A 22,202-nucleotide genomic window follows, 5' to 3' on the forward strand; every position below is an offset into this window, starting at 1 on the left:
GGCGGCGCCTTCGCTGGATTACCAGGCAAGCAGTCTTGCAGGCACGGCGCAGTCGCAGCCGGCGGTCGACAGCAGCGGTCTCAATTTCACCGACGCCGATCCGGTCCTGCCGCTGATCGGCCCCTTTGTTGCCGACAAGCCGGCGATCATGATCGGTACATACAAGGAGCAGCGCCGCGCTTCGGCTCTGGTCAGTTCCTATGCGGACGAGCGGATTGCCGCCGCCAATTCGGCCAGCGCCGCGCTCGAAGCTGCCATAGACCCCGCCATCGACCCCGCTGTCGAATCCGCTACCTGGAAGCGCCTTGCGCGCCTGTCGAACCTGCCGGCGCCGGAAGGCGAATATGTGGATCTCGGCCTGTTCGAGGATCGGGCCGAGGCGCTTCGATTGTCGAAACTGTTGCAGGGTCTTGGCAATGTCAGCCTGTCGGAGGTGGCAAGCCCGCAAGGCATGCGGACCGCGCTCGTGGCCAGGGCCAGGGATGCGGCCGGCAATGATGCCTTGCTCCGTGCTGCCTGGAACGCCGGTGCGGAAGATGCCTTTGTCGTGCGCGATGACAGGTGAAGAGGGCAGGACCCGTCCGTTCGCGCATCGCCTGCTGCCGCTGCTGTTCGTCGGGCTCTCTCTGGTTTCACAAGCCTATGCGCAAACGCAGGATACTCTGTTCGAGAGCAAGGCCAAGCACGCCTTGATGATCGAGGACCGGACGGGGACGGTTCTCTACTCCAAGACACCCGATGCGCTCATCGAGCCGGCCGCGCTCGCCAAGCTCATGACCATGGAAGTCGTGTTCCATGAATTGAAGCAGGGCCGGATCCAGCCATCGACGCAATATCCGGTTTCCGAGAATGCCTGGCGGACCGGCGGCGCCCCGTCGGGCGGCTCCACCATGTTCGCCAAGCTGAAATCCTCGGTCGCCGTCGGCGACCTCATTCAGGGCGTCATCGTGCAATCGGCCAATGATGGCTGCATCGTCCTTGCCGAGGGAATCGCCGGCTCGGAGGCCAAGTTCGCCGAATTGATGAATGCAAGAGCGAAGGAGATCGGCCTCCAGCACTCGAATTTCGTCAATTCCACCGGCCTGCCCGATCCTGCGCAGCGGGTTTCGCTCACCGATCTCGTGACGCTGGCGCGGCATATAAGGCGGGAATATCCCGATCAATACCGCCTTTATGCGCAGGAAAGCTTCACCTGGAACAATATTTTCCAGCGCAACCGCAATCCGCTTCTCAGGCTGAGCATCGGCGCGGACGGTATGGGCACCGGCTATACGGAACAGTCCGGCTACGGGATCGTCGGCATGACCGAACATGAAGGTCGGCGCTATGTGGCGGCCCTCAGCGGGCTGGCGAGCGACAAAGAGCGGGCGGACGAGGCGCGGCGCATCTTCGAGTGGGCCTATGGCGCCTTCGACGAACTCGATATTTTCGCCAAGGACGAAACCGTCGGCGAAGCCAGCGTCTATGGCGGCGTGGTCTCGAGCGTGCCGCTGAAGGCGCATGACAAGGTGAGCCTGCTCGTGCCGGTGGCCAGGCGCGACCGCCTCAAGGCCCATATCGTCTATAACGGGCCCTTGATCGCGCCGCTCGCCGCAGACCAGCCGGTCGGTACGCTGAAAATCTGGATGGGCGAGGCCCTTGTGCAGGAAACGCCGGTCTATACCGCGCAGCCGGTGGAATCGGCGGGGCTGAAAAAGAAGGCGCTCGATGCTGTCGTCGAGCTGACGACCGGCTGGATGCGCCGGCTGCGATTCTGATCCGTGCCGATGTGCATTTGCCTCGACCTTTGCCCTCGCTGAGGCTAAACATGCCACTCAATGACGATAGACGATTACCGGAAGAAGGCAGGCGTGCGCGGTTTGTTCATAACCTTCGAGGGCGGCGAGGGCGCGGGTAAATCCACCCAGATCGGCCTGCTTGCCACGCATCTGCGCGAGCGGGGGCGGACAGTCGTGGTCACCCGCGAACCCGGCGGCACGCCCGGGGCGGAGGCGGCGCGCCATGTCATTCTGAGCGGCGCGGTCGAATCGTTCGGTCCGGCGATGGAGGCGTTGCTGTTCGCCGCCGCCCGCAACGATCACGTCGAACAGGTCATTCGTCCCGCGCTGGCAGCCGGCAAGGTCGTCCTCTGCGATCGCTACATAGATTCCAGCCGGGTCTACCAGGGCGTTACCGGCAACCTCGATCCGAGGCTGATGCGCGCAGTGGAAAACGCCGCGATCAACGGGCTTATGCCGGACCTCACGGTCATACTGGACCTTCCCGCCGAAGCCGGATTGCAACGCGCCAACAAAAGACGCGGGGAGGGCGCCGCCGATCGATTCGAGAAGGAAACGCTGGACCTGCATGTCAGGCGCAGGGAGGCCTATCTCGATATCGCCAGGATGGAGCCCGGGCGCTGCAAGGTGGTGCCGGCCGACCGTCCCGTGGATGAGATCGCGAGCGAGATCGCCGCGCTGGTGGACGGGCTCGAGCAGGCGGCCGGCGGCCCGGCGGTCAACAAGGAGGTGGCGCTATGAGCGAAGTCGAGCTCGAGGTTCCGCTGAACCATGATTCCATTGATGGCATCGTTGCGCCCTCCGCCAATCCGGCGCTTGTCGGCCATGCGGGCGCGGCATCCTTCCTGGCAAGATCGTACCAGAGCGGCCAGCTGCATCACGCGCTGCTGCTCGAAGGGCCCCAGGGCATCGGCAAGGCGACGCTCGCCTTCCACCTTGCCGGCCATATGTTGAAACACGCGCGCGCCGGCGAGGCGCCGCTGGTGCTGGCGCAGCCGGATTTCAGCGTTGCGCCCTATCGGCAGATCGCCACCGGCACGCATCCCTCGGTGCTGCACATCACGCGGCCGGTCGACGCGAAGACCGGCAAGTTCAAGACCGCCATCACCATAGACGAAGTTCGCCGCGTCACGCATTTCCTCAACCGCACGGCGCATGACGGCGCGTGGCGGATCGTCATCGTCGATCCGGCTGACGACATGAATCGCAATGCTGCCAATGCCTTGTTGAAGACGCTTGAGGAACCACCTAAGAAAACCCTGTTCATTCTGGTGTCGCATTCCTCCGGCCGGCTATTGCCGACGATCCGCTCGCGCTGCCAGTCGGTGCGCCTCGATCCATTGTCGCAGCAGGAGCTTCCGGCAGCGCTTGCGGCCATCAGCCTCGACGTCGACGCCGCGCAGATGGATGGGCTTGTGGCGCAGGCCAATGGCAGCGTCAGGAAAGCCGCCTTGCTGCTGGCATTCGGCGGGCTGGAAATCGCGCGGGCAACCGAGGAGATCATCGGTTCGGGCCGGTTCGACGTGCCGAAGGCGCAGGCGCTGGCCGGTGTCCTGTCCGGGCGCGATTCGGAGATCCAGTACGAACTCTTCCTCGAAGACATTTTCGCCCGCCTGAGCAACAGGGCGCGCCTTGCGGCGGAGCAGGGCGACCTTGCGCAGGCCAATCGCTGGTCGCAGCTGTGGCAGGAAATGCAGGCAGAGGCCGACGAGGCCGCGGCCTTCAACCTTGACCGCAAGCAGACAGTGCTCATATTTCTGGAGCGAATGCACGGCGCGCAGTCATAGCCCTTCCATGGACCGCGCCGCTATGGCATTCCCACCCAAGTTGGGTTATGTCAGCCTGACCATTTCCCCGATTGTCCAACAAAGACGAAATCACACACGATGAGCCGCGAAACATTCTACACCTCGACTGCGATCGCCTATCCCAATGGCAGCCCCCATATCGGCCATGCCTATGAGGTCATAGCGACGGACGCCATTGCCCGCTTCAACCGGCACGATGGCAAGGATGTGATGTTTCTGAGCGGCACCGACGAACACGGCATCAAGATGCTGCAGACGGCGCGCAAGGAGGGTATTCCGGTTCGCGAGCTTGCAGATCGAAACGCCAAGCTTTTCCGTGAGATGGGCACGCTTCTGAATGCGTCCTTCGACGATTACATCCGCACCACCGAAGAGCGTCACTACAAGGCGTGCCAGGCGATCTGGAAGCGGATGGAAGCCGCCGGCGACATCTACAAGGATTCCTATGCCGGATGGTACTCCGTCCGCGACGAAGCCTATTTCCAGGAGGATGAGACGGAGCTGCGCGACGGCGTTCGCTATGCCCCGACCGGTGCTCCGGTGGAATGGCTCGAGGAAGAAAGCTATTTCTTCCGGCTGTCGGCCTATCAGGACCGCCTGCTTGCGCTCTATGAAGGCAATCCGGAGTTCATCGGCCCTGACGAGCGGCGCAATGAAATCGTTTCCTTCGTCAAATCCGGCCTGAAGGACCTTTCGATATCGCGCACGACCTTCGACTGGGGCGTGCCGGTGCCGGGCGACGAAAAGCACGTCATGTATGTGTGGGTCGATGCGCTGACCAATTATCTGACTGGCATCGGCTATCCGGACGAAAGCGCGGAACGCTGGCGCTTCTGGCCGTGCGACGTTCACGTCATTGGCAAGGACATCATCCGTTTCCATGCGGTGTACTGGCCGGCTTTCCTGCTTTCGGCCAGGATCGAGCTGCCGAAGCGCATTTTCGGCCATGGCTTCGTGTTCAACCGCGGCGAGAAAATGTCGAAATCGGTCGGCAATGTCATCGATCCGGCGGCCCTGGTGGAACATTACGGCCTCGACCAGCTGCGCTATTTCCTGCTGCGCGAAATTCCGTTCGGCCAGGACGGCAATTACAGCCATGAGGCTATCGTCAATCGCACCAATGCCGATCTGGCCAATGATCTCGGCAATCTGGCGCAGCGCTCGCTGTCGATGATCGCCAAGAACTGCGAGGCGAAGGTGCCGCAGCGCGGCGAGCTGACAGCGGCCGACCAGGCTATCCTCGGACAGGCCGTGGCGGCGCTCGATACGGCGCGCAAGGCGGTGGCGACACAGGCATTGCACCAGGCGCTGGCGGCGATCTTCGCGGTCGTGGCGGAAGCCAATCGCTATTTCGCCGCGCAGGAACCCTGGGCGCTCAAGAAGACCGATCCGGCGCGCATGGAGACCGTGCTTTATGTGACGGCCGAGGTCATCCGCCGCGTCGCGATCATGAGCCAGCCCTTCATCCCGGGTTCCGCGGCCAAGCTGCTGGACATCCTCGCCGTTGCGCCGGACAAGCGCAATTTCTCGGATATTGGAGACGCGGGTGCGCTCGTCGTGGGGACGGACCTGCCGCCACCCCAGCCGGTTTTCCCGCGCTACGTAGAGGCCGATAAGTCGAATTGACCATGCTAGTCGACAGTCACTGCCATCTGGATTTCGCCGACTTCGCCGAGGAACGCGATGCGATCGTGCAGCGCGCCCTGGACCAGGGCATCAAGCGCCTCGTCACGATTTCGACGCGGGTCCGGCGGTTTGCATCGATCCTCGAGATCGCCGAAGCCTATGACAGCGTCTACGCATCGGTCGGAACGCATCCGAACAATGCGCATGAAGAGCTGGATGTCACGGCGGACGAACTCGTCCGGCTGGCTGAACATCCGAAAGTCGTAGCCATAGGCGAGGCTGGTCTCGACTATCATTACGACTATGCGCCGCCCGCGGCGCAGGCCGAGGGGCTGCGAAACCATGTCGCCGCCGCGCGGCTGACGCAGCTTCCGCTCGTCATCCACGCCCGCAGCGCCGATGAGGACATGATTTCCATCCTGCGCGAAGAGATGGGGAAGGGGGCCTTCCCTTTCATCCTCCATTGCTTCTCGTCCGGTCCCGAACTGGCGCGTGTCGGCGTGGAGCTGGGCGGATATATCTCCTTCTCGGGAATATTGACGTTCAAGAACTCGGCCGAGATCCGCGACATCGCCCGCACGGTGCCGCGCGAGCGGCTGCTGGTAGAGACGGACGCGCCTTATCTGGCGCCCGCGCCGCATCGGGGCAAACGCAACGAGCCGAGTTTCGTCCGCCATACGGCAGCTGTCCTGGCCGAGACGATCGGCGTCAGCGACGAAGAGATCGCGCGGATAACCACCGACAATTTCTTCCGCCTGTTCACCAAGATGCCAAGGCCTGCCGATGCCTGATCGCATGCGCTTCACCATTCTCGGCTGTGGATCGTCGCCCGGCGTTCCACGCCTGAATGGCGATTGGGGCAATTGCGATCCGGCGGAGCCGAAGAACCGGCGCATGCGGGCTTCCATGCTTGTCGAAAGGATCGCAGCCGGCGGCGCGACCACCACCGTCATCATCGATACCGGCCCGGATTTTCGCACGCAGATGATCAATTTCGGCCATGGACGGCTGGATGCGGTGGTCTATACGCACGCCCATGCCGACCATATACACGGGCTTGACGACCTGCGCACCTTCGTCATCGATCGCCGCGACCTGATGGACATCTATGCGGACGCAACGACCCAGCGGCGGCTGGTCGAGGGCTTTGCCTATTGTTTCAGGACGCCGGCCGGTTCCAGCTATCCGCCGATCCTTCGCCCGCACGAGATCGTCCACCACGAGGCCTTCGAAATTACCGGCCCCGGCGGGCCGATCCGCTTCCTGCCTTTGCCGCAGGTGCATGGCGATATCCTGTCGCTGGGGTTCAGGATCGGCGATGTGGCTTATTGTTCCGACGTCAGCGAGTTTCCCGACACGACGGTCAACCAGCTTGGCGATCTCGATGTCCTGATCATCGACGCGCTTCAATACCGTACGCATCCAAGCCATTTTTCCATCGATGAAACAATGACATGGATCGAGAAGCTCAAGCCGCGTCGAGCCATCCTGACCCATATGCACATTCCCCTGGATTATGGAACTGTCATGCGCGACACGCCGGAGCATGTGGAGCCGGCCTTTGACGGGCTGGCATTCGAGGTCGAACTGTGAGCAAGAGCGTCGAGCGCGTACGGCAGGCTGCCCGGTCGGCAGGCCTCGACATAGAGATCCGCCAGATGCCGGACTCGACCCATACGGCCGAGGACGCCGCCATACAGTGCGGCGTGACGGTCGGCCAGATCGTCAAGTCGCTTGTGTTCCAGGGCAGCACGAGCGGCAAACTCTACCTGTTCCTGATATCCGGTCCACGCAGGCTCGATCCGGCCAAAGCTGCGGCGCTGATCGGCGAGGAATTGCACAGGGCCGATCCGAAGTTCGTGCGCAAGCAGACGGGCTTCGCCATTGGCGGCGTTTCACCGCTGGGCCATCAGATCGAGATCGACGCTTATGCGGATGAGACATTGATGCAGTATGACGTCGTCTGGGCGGCGGCAGGTGGCGTGAACTTCGTTTTTCCGTGCGAGCCTCGGGCTTTGGCGAAGGCGGCAAAGGCGCGTATCGCCGATATAACCGGCTGAGTACGGCATTCGCGCCATGCCCGTTGGTTCCATAATCTGTCTTATGCGACTTTGATGCCCGACGGGGCACATTCTATTTTCAAGTGCGACTTGCATCTCCTCCGTGGAGCCCGAATCTCGATCTGCAACTGATACGGTGCACTCGCCTTTTGCCTGGTCAGACTGGCGTATCAAGCCGACACGTCGAACGCAGGATGAAATGCAACGATGCCGCTGGGTATCTTGTCTTTGAACGCAAGCGTCAGAAAATATTCGGGCGGAACGTCCGGAAGTCGAAGCTCCGGCACTGCCTCAAAGCCGAAACGGCCGTAATATGCCGGATTGCCCAGCAGCACGATGCCCCCGGCGCCGCGCCCGCGCATATGATCCAGGCCGTCCCGGATCAATTCGGCCCCGACGGCACGTCCCTGGCAATCCGGCCGGACGGCGACGGGACCGAGCCCGTACCAGCCAAGGTCGGCACCATTGATCGTGACCGGCGAAAATGCGATCTGGCCGATGACCTGGTCGTCTTCGACGGCGACGCGCGACAGGCTCAATGCTCCGGCAGCGCGCAGAGCCCGGACGATTGCCGCCTCGGTGCCGCTGGCATAGGCGACTTCCCGAAAGGCATCGTCGATGAGCTGGCCGATCGCTCCGGCATCCGTGGCGGTCTCGCTGCGAATGATCATCATAACGTCCCAATGCTTCAATATATGGTGCTTGAATATATCGCACCAGCGGCACATATGCGGCTGACATTTCTTCATAGATCGTTGCCTTGTACGGAGTAAAGCGTGCCGAGAAAAACTGCCCTGGTTCTCATCAATCCCTATGCCAGACGGGGCAAGAACGGGCTGCAACAGGCCCGTACCCTGCTGGAGCAGATCGACATCGACGTATTGGAGGATTTTCCCGAGCGCGGCAAGACGCTGTCGGACACGATCCGGGCCAATGGCGGGAAGATCGATCTCGTGATCGTCGGCGGCGGCGACGGCAGCCTCAACGATGCCGCGCAGGGCCTGCTGGAGACGGGACTTCCGCTCGGCGTGCTGCCGCTCGGCACGGCAAATGATTTCGCCCGCACGATCGGCATACCGCTCGACCTGCCCTCCGCCGTCAAGACCATCGCCGCCGGCAAGACCACGCCCGTCGATCTCGGCATGGCCAATGACTTCCCGTTCTTCAACGTCGCCAGCATTGGCTTCAGCGCCGATCTCGCCATGGCGCTGACCGAGAAAGCCAAGAAATACTGGGGCAAGCTCGGCTACGCCATTGTTGCCGCCCGGCTTCTGGCAGCCTCGCGGCTGTTCACGGCCACGCTGGAACATGACGGCACCAGCGAGGAATTGAGGACATTGCAGGTTTCCGTCGGCAATGGCCGCCATTATGGCGGCGGCATGACCGTGCATGAGGATGCGACCGCCACGGACGGGCTGCTCGACTTCTACAGTCTCGAAGTCGATCACTGGTGGCGCCTGCTGGGCCTGCTGCCGAGCCTGCGCAAGGGCACGCATGGGCAATGGGACGATGTGCGCGCCTTTTCGACCAAGGAACTCGTCATCCGGACCCGGCGCCCGCGGGCGGTCAATCTTGACGGCGAACTGAAGACGCACACGCCCGTTCACTTCACCATCCGCGAAAAGGCGATCGACGTATTCGTGCCGTGAACCCGGAGCTCCCGGGAACACGATTTCTCCCTTCATGCCGCTTCCGGTCGCGGCTCGTCCCGGCTAAAACCGTATGAGCCTCCCCGAATCCATCTGGAGAATTCGATGACCGATCTTTCGTCCTTTCCCATTGCAGAGCGCTGGCCGGCACAGCATCCCGACCGCCTGCAGCTCTATTCCTTTCCGACGCCGAACGGCGTGAAGGTGTCGATCGCGCTCGAGGAAATCGGGCTGCCCTATGAGGCGCATGCGATCAATATCGGCAAGGACGAGACCTGGACGCCGCCATTCCTGTCGCTCAATCCGAACGGCAAGATCCCGGCTATCATCGATCCGGACGGGCCGGATGGAAAGCCCCTCGCCCTGTTCGAATCCGGCGCGATCCTGCTGTATCTCGCCGAGAAGACGGGCAAGCTGCTGCCCGCCAGCGCATCGCGGCGCTACGAGACCATCCAATGGGTGTTCTTCCAGATGGCCGGCATAGGTCCGATCTTCGGCCAGGTCGGCTTCTTCCATAAATTCGCCGGCCGGGAGATCGAGGACAAGCGGCCGCTGGAACGCTACAGCAAGGAATCGAAGCGCCTGCTCGGCGTGCTGGAAAGCCGCCTCGCCGGCAGGCAGTGGATCATGGATGACGAGTATACCATCGCCGATATCTCGATGCTCGGCTGGGTGCGCAATCTTGTCGGTTTCTATGGCGCGGGCGAACTTGTCGACTATGCCGGCCTGACGCATGTTCCGGCGTGGCTGGAGCGTGGGCTGGCCCGCCCCGCCGTGCAACGCGGGCTCGAAATTCCGGCCCGCCCGGCCTAGAAGGCCGAGTTCATTCCTCGCCGCCGCGCCCTGCCTCGGCACGCGCCCTTTCCAGGGCGCGCATGGCGGCGAAGAGGATTTCGCGATCGTTCTGGTGCTTTTCGAACAGCGTCACAAATAGCGGGTTGCCGATTTCATGCGGCGGCGGCGCGGACTTGGCTTTCAACAGGCTGGAATCCGCGGCGGCACGCGCCTTGGCAACACGTTGCTTGGCCGCTTCGAGCACGGCGAGCGCCGATTGCGCCTGATCCTCACCGTAGATCGCCGGCACGGGCAACGGCGAACGAGCGGCCTGGGCGCGGCCGCTTCCGTTGCTGGCGATGGTGGTTCTGGCATTCATTGGCGGTCATCTGTCCTGAAATTGCTTCGTTTGCGGCGATTTTAGCGGACAGGCCCTCGCTCCATAACGCAAATCCGATCAAAAACCCGGTGCTTGTGAGCAGGCTTTGCCCGTTTGGAACCATATTATGGAATTGATTTGCCATGCAGCCGCGGCGCAATGCGATTTGACTGTGGGCGATTAATCCGTTTTATTTGCCGCGCCGTACCGAGTTGCAGGAGCATTGAATGGACCGCTTTGAAACGTTTGCCACCTGGATATTCATTGTCTTCGGTGCATTGATCATCGCCGGTTTGATGGCGTTCGGCATCGCCGCCGACGACAAACCCGTGTTCCTCTTTGCCTTCGCCGCCGCCTGCAGCGCATTCTTTCTCGGCTTCGCCGTCATATTCGACCAGCCGCGGCTCTACGGCCTTATCCTGTTCGTCTCGTTCGTCCTCATCGCCGGATCGGTGACGGCCATCGTCACCTAGTCAGAAAATCCAACAATCGGCGCTGACGCGCAAAATCATTCCCCGATTGCGCCACAAGGCGTAAACACGACCGTTCCAATCGGGTAAGCAAGCCCCTATTCTTCGCCGGCAACGGGAAGAACATGATGCTGAATGAAGAAATCCGTCTTTCGAGAGCCATTCCGCGCCGGGCAAATCCGCTGCGCGCCGACAGGATCGGCGGCTTCGCCCTCTTCCTCAGCGCGGTGATATTCCACCTCGCCATTCTTTTTGACCTTCTGCCGAAATAACTTCCAAAAAAGCAAAAAAATCTGCAACTCGCCGGAACCTATTTTCAGGCGCGTCGTTATAGAGGCACTGGTTCCCCCAGACCAGTATGGCTAAAACCCACAAGCCAAACAGCCCAATCCTCTTGCCCCTGAGGATTGGGCTTTATTCTTTGCGATGGAGGGATCGATGTCGCTCGAAAATGCCAGACAGGCAATAGAAGCTGCAATTCATTCCGGCGATTTCAAGAGCATGGGTATCGCCGTGTTCAAGGCGATCAATGCCCTCGAGGAAAGGATCAAGGAACTCGAGCGGGAAACGGCGCAGCTGAAAGCAAAGTTGAACGGCTCGGGCCCAGCTGATTCTTGAATATCCCGCCGATCATGGTACTATGTCCATAGTTGAGTGTCGCGGTATCTTGAGCCTGTGCCACACTGAAACGATGCGTGATAGATTTATCCAGAGTCCAGTCTGTTAGAGCCAAATCAAGCCTCAACGCGCAAAGCCCCTACCCGTCCGGCAGGGGTTTTGCTTGTGATGCTTCCGCCTGATATTTCCGCCTGACATTGCCATCTGTCATTACCCGGGGCGTCAGCTCGCCTCGACAATAGCCTTTATATCGTCCGTGGAATGGTTGGTGAGCGTCTTCGGGATCTCGCTTACGATCCTGTCCGTCACTTCCTTATGGAATTCCTGCCGCATCTCGCCGAGAACCAGAGGCGGCGCGACGATGATCAGCCGCTCGAATTCTCCCTTGTGGGCGTAAGCGTAGAGCGCCTCGGCAATATCCCTGGCAAAGCGGCGCTTGGAGATCTCGTGCCAGTCGGTTTCTTCCGTTGCGCTGCGGTGGGCGCTCGGGCCATCGGCAAAGCGCCCGGGCTTGTCGGTGCCCTGCTCGCGCGTTGCCGGGTTGGACTGGGTCATCTGATGGATCGTTTCGAGATGGACGTTCTTGACGTCCTTGCCGTTGCGAAGAAACAGCGCCTTCTCGCCATCCGCAACGATGATCCACGTCTTGCGATTGAGTGGCAGGTCGACCATATCATTCCGCTCCCGTGCCGAGGGTATCGAGATGATTGCATGTCATGGGGGTCTCCTTCCGAATGGCGGTCATCGAGCCGGGCGTGCGTTTCCCGCTCATGAATTTAACGCCTGCCCAATCGAGATGTTCCCGCCCTCCGGCCGCTGTTCGGCACTCAGCCCCGCCGCGCTGGATTTGTCGGCCACGCGCTGTTAGAGCTAGGTTCGTGCAGCGTGCAGACCGGGAGACATGAATGACTGCTTTGACCATTATCGTCGAGTTCGAGACCAATGAGGGCCGCGAGGAAGAATTCATCGCCAGCATCAGGGAACATGCCCGCAAGACGCTGGAAGAGGAGCCGGGCTGCCTGCGTTTCGAGGTGATCAAGCCGATCAATCGCGACGGCACTCCCATTCCCAACAAGGTGATGGTCAATGAACTCTACGCCAACGAGGCGGCAGTCACCGCGCATGAGAACAACCCGCGAATGCCGAAGCTGCGCGCCACGAACGCCCCGCTGCTGAAATCCAGCCGTCTCATTCTCGCGCAATCGCTCAGCCCGCGCGCGGCCGAAGGCATGCCGCCGCAGGAACTCAATGCCAGCAATGATGATTGACGCCAGCAATGATGATTGACCCAAAGACATATGTTTGCGACGGGAATTGTGGCATCATGCAGCGGAACCCCTGGCGGGGTTGGTGAGGTCGGAAGTGAACTGCATTTTCAAGAGAGTGGTGACATTCATGCTCGTTCCGGGCGCGGTCGGAATGTCCGGCTGCGGCAGTACCCGCTGGGCGACCGAGCGGCCCCAGGTCGCATCGGCCTGCGCCGGCTGGAACAAGATCAGGATCAAGCCCGAAACGGCGCTTTATCTTGCCAGGAACGACTTTGCCGCCGGCATCGACATCGACGCGCATAATCTGAACGGGCAGAACAATGGCTGCTGGAAATAACGCCGTTCCGCGCTGAACCCCGCAGGCCGGAACAAAGATGGCGATTGCCACGTTTCCTTTGTGTTGCAACATAGAGGATAAGTGGAATGGCTACCAATATGGAGAAGGTTCGAGCGGCTACCGAGGAAGATCTGGAGAGCCAGATCGCGTCGCTGCGCAAAGAGCTTTCATCAATAACGCAATCCTTGTCCGAACAGGGCTATGAGATCGGCGACCAGGCGGCCACCGCCTATGACGCCGTCAAGCGAAGCGGCCGAAAAGCCGTGAAATATGTTGGCGAAGAGGCACATTTCGTTGCCGACAAGGCTCGGGAGAATCCGTTGACTGCCGTTGCCATCGTATCTGCGGTCGCCGCTATCGGGCTATTGGCTGGTTTGAGTGCTTATCGCCGATGATGCAGCGTTGTCCTGCAGAAAGAGGCCGGGATTCTCCTCCCGGCCTTTTTCATGTGACGGGCCCGCCGGACGCCCTCCCCCTTGTTGCGTTGTAGCGGCCGAACGGGGTATGAACATCCTGGCGGCGCGCGGTTGCATGCCGTGGAGTCTCAATGGAGTCACCGGTGGACAAATTCGAAAACTACGCCCTGGCCTTGATGGTCGTGTTCGGTGCCCTCGTCATCGGCGGTCTCATGGCCATTCATATCGCCTGGATGCACAAGGCCGGCTTCCTCTTCGCCCTCGGATCGGCAGTCGTCGTCTGGGGCGCGGGATTTGCCGTCCTCTTCGACAAGCCGCGCCTGTACGGGCTGCTGCTCCTGTGCGCGATCCTTCTCATCGCAGCTTCGATCACGGTGCTCGTCCGCTGATGTAAATATGATAATGTCGTTCATATTTTTCCCATTTACTTTGTCGAGAATAATTCTAAACTAGGCGCGAGTTAATGGCCTCGCCATTTAAGGTTGAGAAAGACATTTGACATGCGACTGACACGCCAGACCAATTACGCCATCCGTATCCTGATGTACTGCGCCGCCAATGAAGGCAGGCTCAGCCGCATCGGTGAAATCGCGCAGGCCTACACCGTTTCCGAACTGTTTCTGTTCAAGATTCTCCAGCCATTGGTTGAGAATGGTTTTATCGAAACCGTTCGCGGCCGTAATGGCGGTGTCCGCCTCGGCAAGCCGGCCAATGCCATCACCCTGTTCGACGTCGTCCGCGTCACCGAAGAGAATTTCGCCATGGCGGAATGCTTCGAGGCGGATGGCGCGGATTGTCCCCTCATCGACAGTTGTGGCCTGAACGCCGCATTGCGCAAGGCGCTCAATGCCTTCTTCGAAGTGCTGGCGCAGTACTCGATCGACGATATTGTCGACAAGAGGGACGTTCGTGCGCTTCTCGGCATCGATTCCCTCGGACCCCAGCTCGCGACCGCGAGCTGAGTTTCACGCCTTTCCCCGAATCGGCCCGCGATTGACGCTGCCCCGCGATTGATGCTGCAAGGAAGCGGCTCGGCGTCTTCTCGCGCCGCAATGGCGTGGCCCATGCGCCGGATTGACCTCGGATTCCGCCCTGACCGTGCTGGATGAGACGTTTTGACACAGTGCGATCCGCGGCCGAAATCAGGCGCCGCGCGGGTGCTTCCTTGGTCAAACATGATTGATTTGGTTATATTATTTCCTAGTTTAGAACTGTTCTAACTTATTGAATTCACAACGTTATTATTGTCGGCGATTTGACATAATCCTCTGAAAGTCTTTTGATGGAAGCCGCGCTGTACAAGCGCTTGACCTTTAATGTTAGGGCCTTGAACCCTTGCGATTGGAGGAACCTTTGACTGGTTCAACAGTATTCCACTCCGGTGGACGTGTATTTTCGGCCTGCAGTTCGGCCAGGATGACGACCAACATAGTACCGCGTTCGCATTTCAGCAGTTATCGCGCCATCAATTCCGGGCGTGACTGCGGAACAACTGTTTCATAACGCGATGCTGGTCTGTCACTGCAATATCATCACCCAGAAAGAGATCGAGGATACTATCGTTGAACTCCTCGATGCTGACCCGTGGCAACTCGTAGTCCCGGCGAAGGTCTATCATGCCCTGAAGAAGCGCGGCAGGTGCTGTGGCTGCTTCCCAAACGTCGTTGAAACCATCATAAAGGTGACCGAGGATTATCATCTTCGCCACGGTTCCAACGATTCTGATTCGGTTTCGTTTATTGACCGTGTGCGGTCATTGCGTCACGAATACAGGAGTTTAAGGCATGAAAGGCGACACACGGGTCATCGAGCGGCTTAACGAGGCATTGTTTCTCGAGCTTGGAGCCGTCAACCAGTATTGGCTCCATTATCGTCTTCTCGATGATTGGGGTTACAAGCTCCTGGCCAAGAAAGAGCGCGCCGAGTCGATCGAGGAGATGCATCATGCCGATCGCATCATCGAGCGCATCATTTTCCTTGAAGGCCACCCCAACCTCCAGTCCATTGGCGCGCTGCGCATCGGGCAGGACATCAAGGAAGTGCTCGAGGCCGATCTGGCCGGCGAGTATGACGCCATCGCTTCCTACAAGAAGTCGCGCGAGATTTGCGCCGAGGTTGGCGACTATGTCTCCAAGGAGCTCTTCGACGAGCTGCTGAAGGACGAGGAAGGCCATGTCGATTTCCTCGAGACACAGCTTGACCTGTTGAACCGCATTGGCGTCGAGCGCTACGGACAGTTGAACGCCGCACCGGCCAACGACGCGGAATGATCTGATTTCGGAACGGGCGGCCCTTTATCGCCGGCCGCTTCGCCAAATCAGCCGATAAAAAGAAAGGGCACCCGAAGGCGCCCTTTTTGTTTGCTCGCGATGCGCTTCTTATTGCGGCAGCTTGTCGTCCACGCCGGCGACATAGAAGTTCATGCTGAGGATCGTCTTGTCGTCGGCGGTCTCGCCGGCCTTCAGCCAATCGGAACCGTCCTGCTTCTTGACCGGGCCGGTAAAGGGCTTGAGCTCGCCGGATGCGATCTTCGCCTGGGTCTCCTCGGCCAGCTTCTTCACGTCGTCAGGCATGTTGGTGTAGGGAGCCATGACGACCAGCCCTTCCTTCATGCCTTCGAAGACGTTGTGCGACTTCCAGCTCCCATCGATGACGGCCTTGGCGCGCTCGATATAATACGGGCCCCAATTGTCGACGATCGAGGTGAGCTGCGTTTCCGGTCCGAACTTGATCATGTCGGAGGCCTGCCCGAAGGCCTTGATCTTGCGCTCGGCGGCGACCTGCATCGGAGCCGTCGAATCGGTGTGCTGCGTTATGATATCGACGCCCTGATCCACCAGCGCCTTCGCGGCATCGGCTTCCTTGCCCGGGTCGAACCAGGAATTGGCCCAGATCACCTTGACCTTGAAATCCGGATTGACCGACTGCGCGCCCAGCATGAAGGCGTTGATCCCCTGCACCACTTCGGGAATCGGGAAAGAGCCGATGTAACCGGCGACGCCGACCTTCGACATTTTCGCGGCGATCACGCCCTGGACATAGCGCCCTTCATAGAAGCGCGAATTGTAGACGGAGACATTCTCGGCGGTCTTGTAGCCCGTGGCGTGTTCGAACTTCACGTCGGGGAATTTCTGGGCGACCTTGACCGTCGGGTCCATATAGCCGAACGAGGTTGTGAAGATCAGCTTGTGGCCGGCGCGCGCCAGCCGCTCGATCGAACGTTCGGCGTCGGCTCCTTCCGGAACGCTCTCGAGAAACGTCGTCTCGACCTGATCGCCGAGCGCCTTCTCCATCTCTTTGCGGCCCTGATCGTGCTGGTAGGTCCAGCCAAAATCACCGGGTGGTCCGATATAGATGAAACCGACCTTCAGCTTGTCGGCGGCAAAGGCGCCGGTGACGGCAAGGCTGGCGAGGCCAAGACCTGCCGCAAGTCCCAGAATGTATTTTTTCATTTGCGTGTTCACCTCTCTGTTAATTCAGTTTGTAAGCGCTACCGGTCCGGCACGAAGGCCTTGCCGAGCGATGCTGGTGTATTCATGAGCGTCAGCCGCTTGTTCCGCGATATCAGGACGAGGACGATGATCGTCGCCAGATAGGGCAAGGACGACATGAACTGCGATGGAATGCCGATCCCGAGCGCCTGCGCATGCAGCTGGCCGATGGTGACGGCGCCGAAGAGATAGGCTCCCGCAAGCACCCGCCACGGGCGCCATGACGCGAAGACCACCAGCGCCAGCGCGATCCAGCCGCGGCCGGAGGTCATGTTCTCGACCCATTGCGGCACATAAACCAGCGAAAGCTGCGCGCCGGCAAGACCTGCACAGGCACCGCCGAAGAGGACGGCGAGATAGCGGTACCGCAGCACCGGCACGCCGAGCGCATGCGCCGATGTGTGATTGTCGCCGATGGCGCGCAATGTCAGCCCGGCCTTGGTTCGAAACAGAAACCAGGCGACGGCTGCCGTCAGGGCGATGGAAATATAGAAGATGGGGTCCTGCCCGAAGAGGAACTTGCCGATAAAGGGAATTTCCGTCAGGCCGGGAATGCTGATCGACTGCATGCGCACGCCCGGCATGCCGACAAAGCTTTCGCCGATCATCGCCGAAGCTCCGAGCCCGAGCAAGGTCAGCGCCAGGCCCGTGGCGTATTGATTGGTCGCCAGCGTCAGGCTGAGGAAACCGAAGAGCAGCGAGAACGCCGCGCCGGCGCAGATGGCAGCGATGAGGCCGATCCAGGCCGATCCCGTCATCTGGGCGGCGGCAAAACCGCAGACGGCGCCCATGATCATCATGCCCTCGACGCCGAGATTGAGGACGCCCGACCGTTCGACCACGAGCTCGCCGAGGGCCGCTATCAGAAGCGGCGTCGCCGCCGTGGCAACTGTCAGCAGGATTGCTTCAAACATCATGATCAAGCGCCCTTTGCCGCGGTCTCGACGGAGCGCGACACGATCCGGATGCGGTAATAGATCAATGTATCGCTGGCGAGGATGAAGAACAGCACCATTCCCTGGAAAATACGCGCCGATTTCTCGGATATTCCGAGCGATATCTGCGCCGCCTCGCCGCCGAGATAAGTCAGGGCGAGAACCAGTCCGGCGGCTATGATGCCGAGCGGATTGAGCCGGCCGAGAAATGCGACGATGATGGCCGTGAACCCGTATCCCGGCGAAATGCTGGGACGCAGCTGCCCGACAGCGCCGGAAACCTCGCTGATGCCGGCCAGTCCCGCCAGGGCGCCGGAGATGAGGAAGGCGAAGAATGTCAGTCGTCCGGCGCTGAACCCGGCAAAGCGCCCTGCCCGCGCGCTGCGTCCGAGCACCTTGATCTCATAGCCGCTCAACATGCGCGACAGCATGAACCAGACGAGGAGCGCGGCGAGCAGCGCCAGCACGAAACCCCAATGGGCGCGGCCGGATGCCGTCCAGATCTCGGGAAGTATGGCGCTGGAGTTGAACTGGATCGTCTCGGGGAAATTATAGCCCTGCGGATTGCGCCATGGGCCGCGCACCAGCCAGTCGAGAAACAATTGCGCCACATAGACCAGCATGAGGCTGGTGAGAATTTCATTGGTGTTGAACCGGGTCTTCAACAGAGCGGGGATCGCGGCATAGGCCATGCCGCCAGCCATGCCAAGGACGAGCATGACCGGCAGGACGTACCAGCCCTGGAAATCCGGAAACACGACCGGGAGAATGGAACCCGCTACGCCGCCGGCAATGAACTGCCCCTCGGCGCCGATATTCCAGTTATTCGACAGGAAGCAGACGGAAAGCCCGACGGCAATGAGGATCAGCGGCGCCGCCTTGATCAGCAATTCGTGGATCGACCAGATTTCGGTCAGGGGCTCGACGAAATAGGAATAGAGCGCGGCGACCGGGTTCTTGCCCAGTATCGCAAACAGCACCGCGCCAGCCAGAAGCGTCAGCAGCAGCGCGATGAAAGGCGAAAGCGCACTGAAAAGCGCCGAATGCTGGGGCCGCCTGATGATTTCTATGCGCATCATGCCGCCTCCGGCGCGCTATGGTCGGCGCCGCCCATCATCATGCCCACTCGCTCCATGTTCATCTCTTCGATCGGCACCGAATCCGACAGCCGGCCATGCACCATGGCGGCGATCCGGTCGGAGATCTCGAAGAGTTCGTCGAGGTCCTGGCTGATGACGATGACGGCGGAGCCGCCGCGTGCGAGATCGACCAGCGCCTGGCGGATATGGGCAGCGGCGCCGGCATCGACGCCCCATGTCGGCTGATTGACGACGAGGACGGAAGGGTTCCGATCGAGTTCGCGGCCGATCAGGAATTTCTGCAGATTGCCGCCCGAAAGCGCCGAAGCATCCGGATTTTCCGCGCTCTTGCGCACATCCATGCGGCTGATGATGCGCCTGGCGGCGGAAGTCAGGCTCGAAGCCGAAATCAGCTTGAGCACGCCGCCCGAAGTGAAGACCTTGCGGTCGGTGGCGTGGCGCGAGAGGAGAAGATTGTCGCTGAGCGACATGTCCGGCACGGCGCCATGGCCGAGCCGTTCCTCCGGCACGAAGGCCGCGCCAAGCTTGCGGCGCGCCGATATGCCTTGCCTGCCCGCATCGTTATCCCTGATACGGATGATATCCGGGCGCTCCTGCAATCGCTCGCCCGAAACGGCCTCGAACAGCTCGCTTTGGCCATTGCCGGCCACACCGGCTATGCCGAGGATCTCGCCGGCATGAACCGTGAAGCCGATATCGTGCAAGGCGACCGAGAACGGCCCGGTGGGACGCTGCGACAGTCCCTTGACCTCGATCAGCGCCGCCTTGGCCGCAGCCGCATCGGCAGCGAGCGGTTCGCGCTCCACCCGGTGGATGTCGCCGCCGACCATCATGCGCGCCAGTGAATTCGCCGTCTGCTCGCGGGGATTGCACTCGCCGACCACTTTCCCGTGACGAAGCACGGTCGCCCTGTCGCAAAGCTGGCGCACCTCTTCGAGGCGGTGGCTGATATAGAGGATCGACTTGCCCTCGGACCGTAGCCGCTCCAGGGTGACGAAAAGCAGCTCCGCTTCCTGCGGGGTAAGGACGGAAGTCGGCTCATCGAGGATGATCAGATCGGGGTTCTGCAGCAGGCAGCGGATGATCTCGATGCGCTGGCGCTCGCCCACCGAAAGGTCGCCGACGAGCGCATCCGGATCGACCGGCAGGCCATAGGCCTTGCCGATTTGCCGCGCCTTTTCAGCGATCATGCCGATGGGCGTCGCCTCATCGATCGACAGGGCGATATTCTCGGCGGCGGTTAGCGCGTCGAACAGTGAAAAATGCTGGAAAACCATGCCGATACCGAGGGTTCTTCCCACGGAAGGACTGGGTATCGTCACCGCCTCGCCCTTCCAGGCAATGCTGCCCGACGTGGGCTGCAACGCGCCGAAAAGCATTTTTACCAGCGTCGACTTGCCTGCGCCGTTCTCGCCCAGCAGCGCGTGGATTTCCCCACGCGCGATGACGAGATCAACGTCGTCGCACGCCTTCAGTGTGCCGAAAATCTTCGTTAGCCCATTTGCTCGCAGCAGCACGGTGTCGGAGCTGTTTATTATTGTGTCGCCTGTCATAGTTCCCCGCGGCCAAGACCGTAATCAATCCTATGTCAGGCCCACCGAACTTGGGAAGGACAAATCTATGGTTGCGATCATTTCGCACACAAATAGTGCAAGCCTGCAATAGGCTCAAGGAATGAGCACAGTTGTCCCCGTCGTTTTCCGCGCTTCGAGATCCCGATGGGCCTGCTCAGCGTCTTTCAGCGCATAGGTCTGGTTGATCTCGATGCGGATGACACCTTTGAGCACCAGATCGAACAGTTCCGAAGCGGCCTGCACCAGCGCTTCGCGCGACGACACATAGGCGAAGAGCGACGGGCGCGTGAGGAAAAGCGAGCCCTTCCTGGCCAGTATGCCGAGATCGAACGGCGGTACGGGCCCCGAGGACTGGCCAAAGCCGACCATCATGCCGCGCGGCCGCAGGCAATCGAGCGAGCCATCGAACGTATCCTTGCCGACGGAGTCGTAGACGACGTCCACGCCCTTGCCGTTGGTCAGGCTCTTGACCCGCTCGACGAAGTCTTCGGTGCGGTAATTGATGACATGATCATAGCCATGTTTGAGGGCGAGTTCGATCTTCTCGGGCGAGCCGGCAGTGCCGAGCACCGTTGCGCCAAGATGCTTGGCCCATTGACCGGCGATCAGGCCGACGCCGCCGGCGGATGCGTGGAAGAGGATCGTATCGCCCGCCTTCACCGGAAAGGTCTGCCGCAGCAGATATTGCGCGGTCATGCCTTTCAGCATCATCGAGGCCGCCTGTTGCGCCGAAATGCCGTCCGGAATCCTGACGAGACGATCGGCGGGGATAAGGCGCTCCTGCGCATAGGCGCCGATCGGATCGGTATAGGCAACGCGATCGCCGGCCTTGAGGTCGGCGACCCCGCTTCCAACGGCAAGCACGACGCCGGCGCCTTCGTGGCCCGGTATGAGCGGCAGGCCCTTGGGCGCGGGATAGAGACCGGTCCGGTAATAGGCGTCGATGAAATTCAGGCCGATCGCCTCGTTGCGAATATGGACCTGCCCCTCGCCCGGCGCTGCAAGCTCCACGTCCTCATAGGACAGAACTTCCGGACCGCCTGTCTGGTGAACCCTTATCGCCTTGACCATTACGCTTTCTCCACACGTCCAAGATTGGGGAATGCCTGCATCACCGCGCCGATGCAGAAGAGATAGATGCCTGTCGCCGAGATGCCGATGCGCACCCAGAGCGGCGAATCCAGATGCTGGTACAGCGAGATGGCGCCAAACAGGCACCAGATGATGAAGATCGCCAGGTTGAGCGGCCTCAGCCTCTGCACGCGCACCGGATGCAGGAAATAGATGGGCAGGAAGGATACGATGGCGGCGACGAGCACGATGGCGAAGGCCACCCATTCCCCCGGCCGCACGACGAAGAGCGTGAAGACGATCATGTTCCATACCACCGGGAAGCCCTTGAAGAAGTTCTCCTTGGTCTTCATGCCCGTATCGGCATAGTAGATTGCGCTGGATACGACGATTATCGCCGCCGCGAGGAACGAAAGCCCCTCGCCCATGAAGCCGCGCTGGTAAAGCGCGAAAGCCGGTATCAGCACATAGGTCATGTAGTCGATGATATTGTCGAGCAGTTCTCCCGACCAATTGGGCAGGACATATTTCACGTCCAGCTTGCGCGCGATGGGCCCGTCGATGCCATCGACGAACAGCGCCAGTCCCAGCCACCAGAACATTGCGGTCCAGCTCTCCTCGCTGGCGGCGACGACCGACAGAAAGGCCAGGAACGAGCCCGATGCGGTCAGAAGATGCACGGAGAAGGCCTTGGCCTGCGGCGCCGTCACCTTCTTTGCCTTGATGCCCTTGGGTAAAGCTGGTTTTTTCACGGGACCGCGCCAATCTGCTGCATGATAATTGTCTCGCCGCCACTATATCCTTGTATGACATGCGCTTTGCGACCAGCTTTTCTTGAAATTGGCGGA

28 protein-coding genes are annotated in these 22,202 nt (G+C 60.7%); 19 read left to right on the forward strand and 9 right to left on the reverse strand.

What is annotated here, in order from left to right; all coding sequences use genetic code 11:
- Nucleotides 1-554: 554 nt before the first annotated feature.
- The 7 genes from M8997_RS05270 (at nt 555) to M8997_RS05300 (ending at nt 7,272) form a co-directional block, all read left to right on the forward strand.
- The gene (locus M8997_RS05270) at nt 555-1,757 is read left to right on the forward strand and encodes a D-alanyl-D-alanine carboxypeptidase family protein (RefSeq protein WP_250018759.1); all 1,203 of its coding nucleotides are present in this window, start codon (nt 555-557) and stop codon (nt 1,755-1,757) included.
- 93 nt (nt 1,758-1,850) lie between these two features.
- Nucleotides 1,851-2,519: a dTMP kinase gene (gene tmk / locus M8997_RS05275; RefSeq protein ID WP_250018758.1), complete on the forward strand. Its 669-nt coding sequence runs from the start codon at nt 1,851-1,853 to the stop codon at nt 2,517-2,519.
- Nucleotides 2,516-3,565, forward strand: a complete 1,050-nt coding sequence (locus M8997_RS05280; RefSeq protein WP_250018757.1) for a DNA polymerase III subunit delta' — start codon at nt 2,516-2,518, stop codon at nt 3,563-3,565. Before tmk ends, M8997_RS05280 begins: the two co-directional genes overlap by 4 nt.
- Before the next feature lie 99 nt (nt 3,566-3,664).
- Entirely contained in the window at nt 3,665-5,212 is a 1,548-nt protein-coding gene (metG, locus tag M8997_RS05285; protein ID WP_250018756.1) for a methionine--tRNA ligase, read from the forward strand.
- Nucleotides 5,213-5,214: 2 nt separating this feature from the next.
- Entirely contained in the window at nt 5,215-6,003 is a 789-nt protein-coding gene (locus M8997_RS05290) for a TatD family hydrolase (RefSeq protein ID WP_250018755.1), read from the forward strand.
- Nucleotides 5,996-6,805: an MBL fold metallo-hydrolase gene (locus M8997_RS05295; RefSeq protein ID WP_250018754.1), complete on the forward strand. Its 810-nt coding sequence runs from the start codon at nt 5,996-5,998 to the stop codon at nt 6,803-6,805. The genes M8997_RS05290 and M8997_RS05295 overlap by 8 nt, the downstream gene beginning before the upstream one ends.
- The gene (locus M8997_RS05300; protein ID WP_250018753.1) at nt 6,802-7,272 is read left to right on the forward strand and encodes a YbaK/EbsC family protein; all 471 of its coding nucleotides are present in this window, start codon (nt 6,802-6,804) and stop codon (nt 7,270-7,272) included. The genes M8997_RS05295 and M8997_RS05300 overlap by 4 nt, the downstream gene beginning before the upstream one ends.
- 170 nt (nt 7,273-7,442) lie before the next feature.
- Here M8997_RS05300 and M8997_RS05305 read toward each other — a convergent pair whose 3' ends face one another.
- Nucleotides 7,443-7,943 carry a GNAT family N-acetyltransferase gene (locus M8997_RS05305; RefSeq protein WP_250018781.1) on the reverse strand — a complete coding sequence of 167 codons (501 nt, stop codon included), beginning with the start codon at nt 7,941-7,943 and terminating at the stop codon, nt 7,443-7,445.
- 105 nt (nt 7,944-8,048) lie between these two features.
- On the opposite strand from M8997_RS05305, the gene M8997_RS05310 reads away from it, so the two are divergent.
- Together M8997_RS05310 and M8997_RS05315 are read left to right on the forward strand one after the other, a co-directional pair.
- Nucleotides 8,049-8,921 carry a lipid kinase gene (locus tag M8997_RS05310; protein ID WP_250018752.1) on the forward strand — a complete coding sequence of 291 codons (873 nt, stop codon included), beginning with the start codon at nt 8,049-8,051 and terminating at the stop codon, nt 8,919-8,921.
- Between the two features lie 105 nt (nt 8,922-9,026).
- Nucleotides 9,027-9,734, forward strand: a complete 708-nt coding sequence (locus tag M8997_RS05315) for a glutathione S-transferase N-terminal domain-containing protein (protein ID WP_250018751.1) — start codon at nt 9,027-9,029, stop codon at nt 9,732-9,734.
- A gap of 10 nt (nt 9,735-9,744) precedes the next feature.
- On the opposite strand, the gene M8997_RS05320 is transcribed toward M8997_RS05315, so the two are convergent.
- Entirely contained in the window at nt 9,745-10,074 is a 330-nt protein-coding gene (locus M8997_RS05320) for a hypothetical protein (RefSeq protein ID WP_250018750.1), read from the reverse strand.
- A gap of 227 nt (nt 10,075-10,301) precedes the next feature.
- On the opposite strand from M8997_RS05320, the gene M8997_RS05325 reads away from it, so the two are divergent.
- From M8997_RS05325 to M8997_RS05335, 3 genes are all read left to right on the forward strand, one after another.
- Entirely contained in the window at nt 10,302-10,547 is a 246-nt protein-coding gene (locus M8997_RS05325) for a hypothetical protein (RefSeq protein ID WP_250018749.1), read from the forward strand.
- A gap of 125 nt (nt 10,548-10,672) precedes the next feature.
- Nucleotides 10,673-10,816, forward strand: a complete 144-nt coding sequence (locus M8997_RS05330; protein WP_250018748.1) for a hypothetical protein — start codon at nt 10,673-10,675, stop codon at nt 10,814-10,816.
- 166 nt (nt 10,817-10,982) lie between these two features.
- Entirely contained in the window at nt 10,983-11,162 is a 180-nt protein-coding gene (locus M8997_RS05335; protein WP_250018747.1) for a hypothetical protein, read from the forward strand.
- A gap of 222 nt (nt 11,163-11,384) precedes the next feature.
- Here the strand turns inward: M8997_RS05335 and M8997_RS05340 are convergent, their stop codons facing one another.
- Complete coding sequence (locus M8997_RS05340) at nt 11,385-11,834, reverse strand: host attachment protein (RefSeq protein WP_250018746.1); 450 nt, start codon at nt 11,832-11,834, stop codon at nt 11,385-11,387.
- Between the two features lie 233 nt (nt 11,835-12,067).
- On the opposite strand from M8997_RS05340, the gene M8997_RS05345 reads away from it, so the two are divergent.
- From M8997_RS05345 to bfr, 7 genes are all read left to right on the forward strand, one after another.
- Nucleotides 12,068-12,430 (forward strand): putative quinol monooxygenase, encoded by a 363-nt coding sequence (locus M8997_RS05345; RefSeq protein ID WP_250018745.1) that lies wholly within the window; start codon nt 12,068-12,070, stop codon nt 12,428-12,430.
- A 127-nt stretch (nt 12,431-12,557) separates the two neighbouring features.
- Nucleotides 12,558-12,767 carry a hypothetical protein gene (locus M8997_RS05350; RefSeq protein WP_250018744.1) on the forward strand — a complete coding sequence of 70 codons (210 nt, stop codon included), beginning with the start codon at nt 12,558-12,560 and terminating at the stop codon, nt 12,765-12,767.
- An 86-nt stretch (nt 12,768-12,853) separates the two neighbouring features.
- Nucleotides 12,854-13,162 carry a hypothetical protein gene (locus M8997_RS05355; RefSeq protein WP_250018743.1) on the forward strand — a complete coding sequence of 103 codons (309 nt, stop codon included), beginning with the start codon at nt 12,854-12,856 and terminating at the stop codon, nt 13,160-13,162.
- A gap of 164 nt (nt 13,163-13,326) precedes the next feature.
- Nucleotides 13,327-13,572 (forward strand): hypothetical protein, encoded by a 246-nt coding sequence (locus M8997_RS05360; RefSeq protein WP_250018742.1) that lies wholly within the window; start codon nt 13,327-13,329, stop codon nt 13,570-13,572.
- A gap of 111 nt (nt 13,573-13,683) precedes the next feature.
- Entirely contained in the window at nt 13,684-14,145 is a 462-nt protein-coding gene (gene rirA, locus M8997_RS05365; protein WP_250018741.1) for an iron-responsive transcriptional regulator RirA, read from the forward strand.
- A 545-nt stretch (nt 14,146-14,690) separates the two neighbouring features.
- Complete coding sequence (locus M8997_RS05370) at nt 14,691-15,002, forward strand: (2Fe-2S)-binding protein (RefSeq protein ID WP_250018780.1); 312 nt, start codon at nt 14,691-14,693, stop codon at nt 15,000-15,002.
- The gene (gene bfr / locus M8997_RS05375; RefSeq protein ID WP_250018740.1) at nt 14,968-15,453 is read left to right on the forward strand and encodes a bacterioferritin; all 486 of its coding nucleotides are present in this window, start codon (nt 14,968-14,970) and stop codon (nt 15,451-15,453) included. Before M8997_RS05370 ends, bfr begins: the two co-directional genes overlap by 35 nt.
- Before the next feature lie 108 nt (nt 15,454-15,561).
- On the opposite strand, the gene M8997_RS05380 is transcribed toward bfr, so the two are convergent.
- The 6 genes from M8997_RS05380 to pcsA form a co-directional block, all read right to left on the reverse strand.
- Entirely contained in the window at nt 15,562-16,635 is a 1,074-nt protein-coding gene (locus M8997_RS05380) for a BMP family ABC transporter substrate-binding protein (protein ID WP_250018739.1), read from the reverse strand.
- Nucleotides 16,636-16,673: 38 nt separating this feature from the next.
- Nucleotides 16,674-17,588 (reverse strand): ABC transporter permease, encoded by a 915-nt coding sequence (locus M8997_RS05385; RefSeq protein WP_256473198.1) that lies wholly within the window; start codon nt 17,586-17,588, stop codon nt 16,674-16,676.
- A gap of 5 nt (nt 17,589-17,593) precedes the next feature.
- Nucleotides 17,594-18,685 (reverse strand): ABC transporter permease, encoded by a 1,092-nt coding sequence (locus tag M8997_RS05390; protein ID WP_250018778.1) that lies wholly within the window; start codon nt 18,683-18,685, stop codon nt 17,594-17,596.
- Entirely contained in the window at nt 18,685-20,262 is a 1,578-nt protein-coding gene (locus M8997_RS05395; protein WP_250018738.1) for an ABC transporter ATP-binding protein, read from the reverse strand. Before M8997_RS05395 ends, M8997_RS05390 begins: the two co-directional genes overlap by 1 nt.
- A gap of 114 nt (nt 20,263-20,376) precedes the next feature.
- Nucleotides 20,377-21,354 (reverse strand): quinone oxidoreductase, encoded by a 978-nt coding sequence (locus tag M8997_RS05400; protein ID WP_250018737.1) that lies wholly within the window; start codon nt 21,352-21,354, stop codon nt 20,377-20,379.
- The gene (pcsA, locus tag M8997_RS05405; RefSeq protein WP_250018736.1) at nt 21,354-22,106 is read right to left on the reverse strand and encodes a phosphatidylcholine synthase; all 753 of its coding nucleotides are present in this window, start codon (nt 22,104-22,106) and stop codon (nt 21,354-21,356) included. The genes M8997_RS05400 and pcsA overlap by 1 nt, the downstream gene beginning before the upstream one ends.
- Nucleotides 22,107-22,202 lie beyond the last annotated feature (96 nt).

This window comes from Phyllobacterium sp. 21LDTY02-6 (assembly GCF_023554255.2).
Taxonomy (GTDB): Bacteria; Pseudomonadota; Alphaproteobacteria; order Rhizobiales; family Rhizobiaceae; genus Phyllobacterium.

Excerpts from the sequence above, each read along its gene's own strand:
- M8997_RS05270 (WP_250018759.1), top strand. The coding sequence starts at position 555 with ATGACAGGTGAAGAGGGCAGGACCCGTCCGTTCGCGCATCGCCTGCTG.
- M8997_RS05280 (WP_250018757.1), top strand. The coding sequence starts at position 2,516 with ATGAGCGAAGTCGAGCTCGAGGTTCCGCTGAACCATGATTCCATTGAT.
- metG (WP_250018756.1), top strand. The coding sequence starts at position 3,665 with ATGAGCCGCGAAACATTCTACACCTCGACTGCGATCGCCTATCCCAAT.
- M8997_RS05290 (WP_250018755.1), top strand. The coding sequence starts at position 5,215 with ATGCTAGTCGACAGTCACTGCCATCTGGATTTCGCCGACTTCGCCGAG.
- M8997_RS05295 (WP_250018754.1), top strand. The coding sequence starts at position 5,996 with ATGCCTGATCGCATGCGCTTCACCATTCTCGGCTGTGGATCGTCGCCC.
- M8997_RS05305 (WP_250018781.1), bottom strand. The coding sequence starts at position 7,943 with ATGATCATTCGCAGCGAGACCGCCACGGATGCCGGAGCGATCGGCCAG.
- M8997_RS05315 (WP_250018751.1), top strand. The coding sequence starts at position 9,027 with ATGACCGATCTTTCGTCCTTTCCCATTGCAGAGCGCTGGCCGGCACAG.
- M8997_RS05320 (WP_250018750.1), bottom strand. The coding sequence starts at position 10,074 with ATGAATGCCAGAACCACCATCGCCAGCAACGGAAGCGGCCGCGCCCAG.
- M8997_RS05325 (WP_250018749.1), top strand. The coding sequence starts at position 10,302 with ATGGACCGCTTTGAAACGTTTGCCACCTGGATATTCATTGTCTTCGGT.
- M8997_RS05330 (WP_250018748.1), top strand. The coding sequence starts at position 10,673 with ATGCTGAATGAAGAAATCCGTCTTTCGAGAGCCATTCCGCGCCGGGCA.
- M8997_RS05335 (WP_250018747.1), top strand. The coding sequence starts at position 10,983 with ATGTCGCTCGAAAATGCCAGACAGGCAATAGAAGCTGCAATTCATTCC.
- M8997_RS05340 (WP_250018746.1), bottom strand. The coding sequence starts at position 11,834 with ATGGTCGACCTGCCACTCAATCGCAAGACGTGGATCATCGTTGCGGAT.
- M8997_RS05345 (WP_250018745.1), top strand. The coding sequence starts at position 12,068 with ATGACTGCTTTGACCATTATCGTCGAGTTCGAGACCAATGAGGGCCGC.
- M8997_RS05350 (WP_250018744.1), top strand. The coding sequence starts at position 12,558 with ATGCTCGTTCCGGGCGCGGTCGGAATGTCCGGCTGCGGCAGTACCCGC.
- M8997_RS05355 (WP_250018743.1), top strand. The coding sequence starts at position 12,854 with ATGGCTACCAATATGGAGAAGGTTCGAGCGGCTACCGAGGAAGATCTG.
- rirA (WP_250018741.1), top strand. The coding sequence starts at position 13,684 with ATGCGACTGACACGCCAGACCAATTACGCCATCCGTATCCTGATGTAC.
- M8997_RS05370 (WP_250018780.1), top strand. The coding sequence starts at position 14,691 with ATGCTGGTCTGTCACTGCAATATCATCACCCAGAAAGAGATCGAGGAT.
- bfr (WP_250018740.1), top strand. The coding sequence starts at position 14,968 with ATGAAAGGCGACACACGGGTCATCGAGCGGCTTAACGAGGCATTGTTT.
- M8997_RS05380 (WP_250018739.1), bottom strand. The coding sequence starts at position 16,635 with ATGAAAAAATACATTCTGGGACTTGCGGCAGGTCTTGGCCTCGCCAGC.
- M8997_RS05385 (WP_256473198.1), bottom strand. The coding sequence starts at position 17,588 with ATGTTTGAAGCAATCCTGCTGACAGTTGCCACGGCGGCGACGCCGCTT.
- M8997_RS05390 (WP_250018778.1), bottom strand. The coding sequence starts at position 18,685 with ATGCGCATAGAAATCATCAGGCGGCCCCAGCATTCGGCGCTTTTCAGT.
- M8997_RS05395 (WP_250018738.1), bottom strand. The coding sequence starts at position 20,262 with ATGACAGGCGACACAATAATAAACAGCTCCGACACCGTGCTGCTGCGA.
- M8997_RS05400 (WP_250018737.1), bottom strand. The coding sequence starts at position 21,354 with ATGGTCAAGGCGATAAGGGTTCACCAGACAGGCGGTCCGGAAGTTCTG.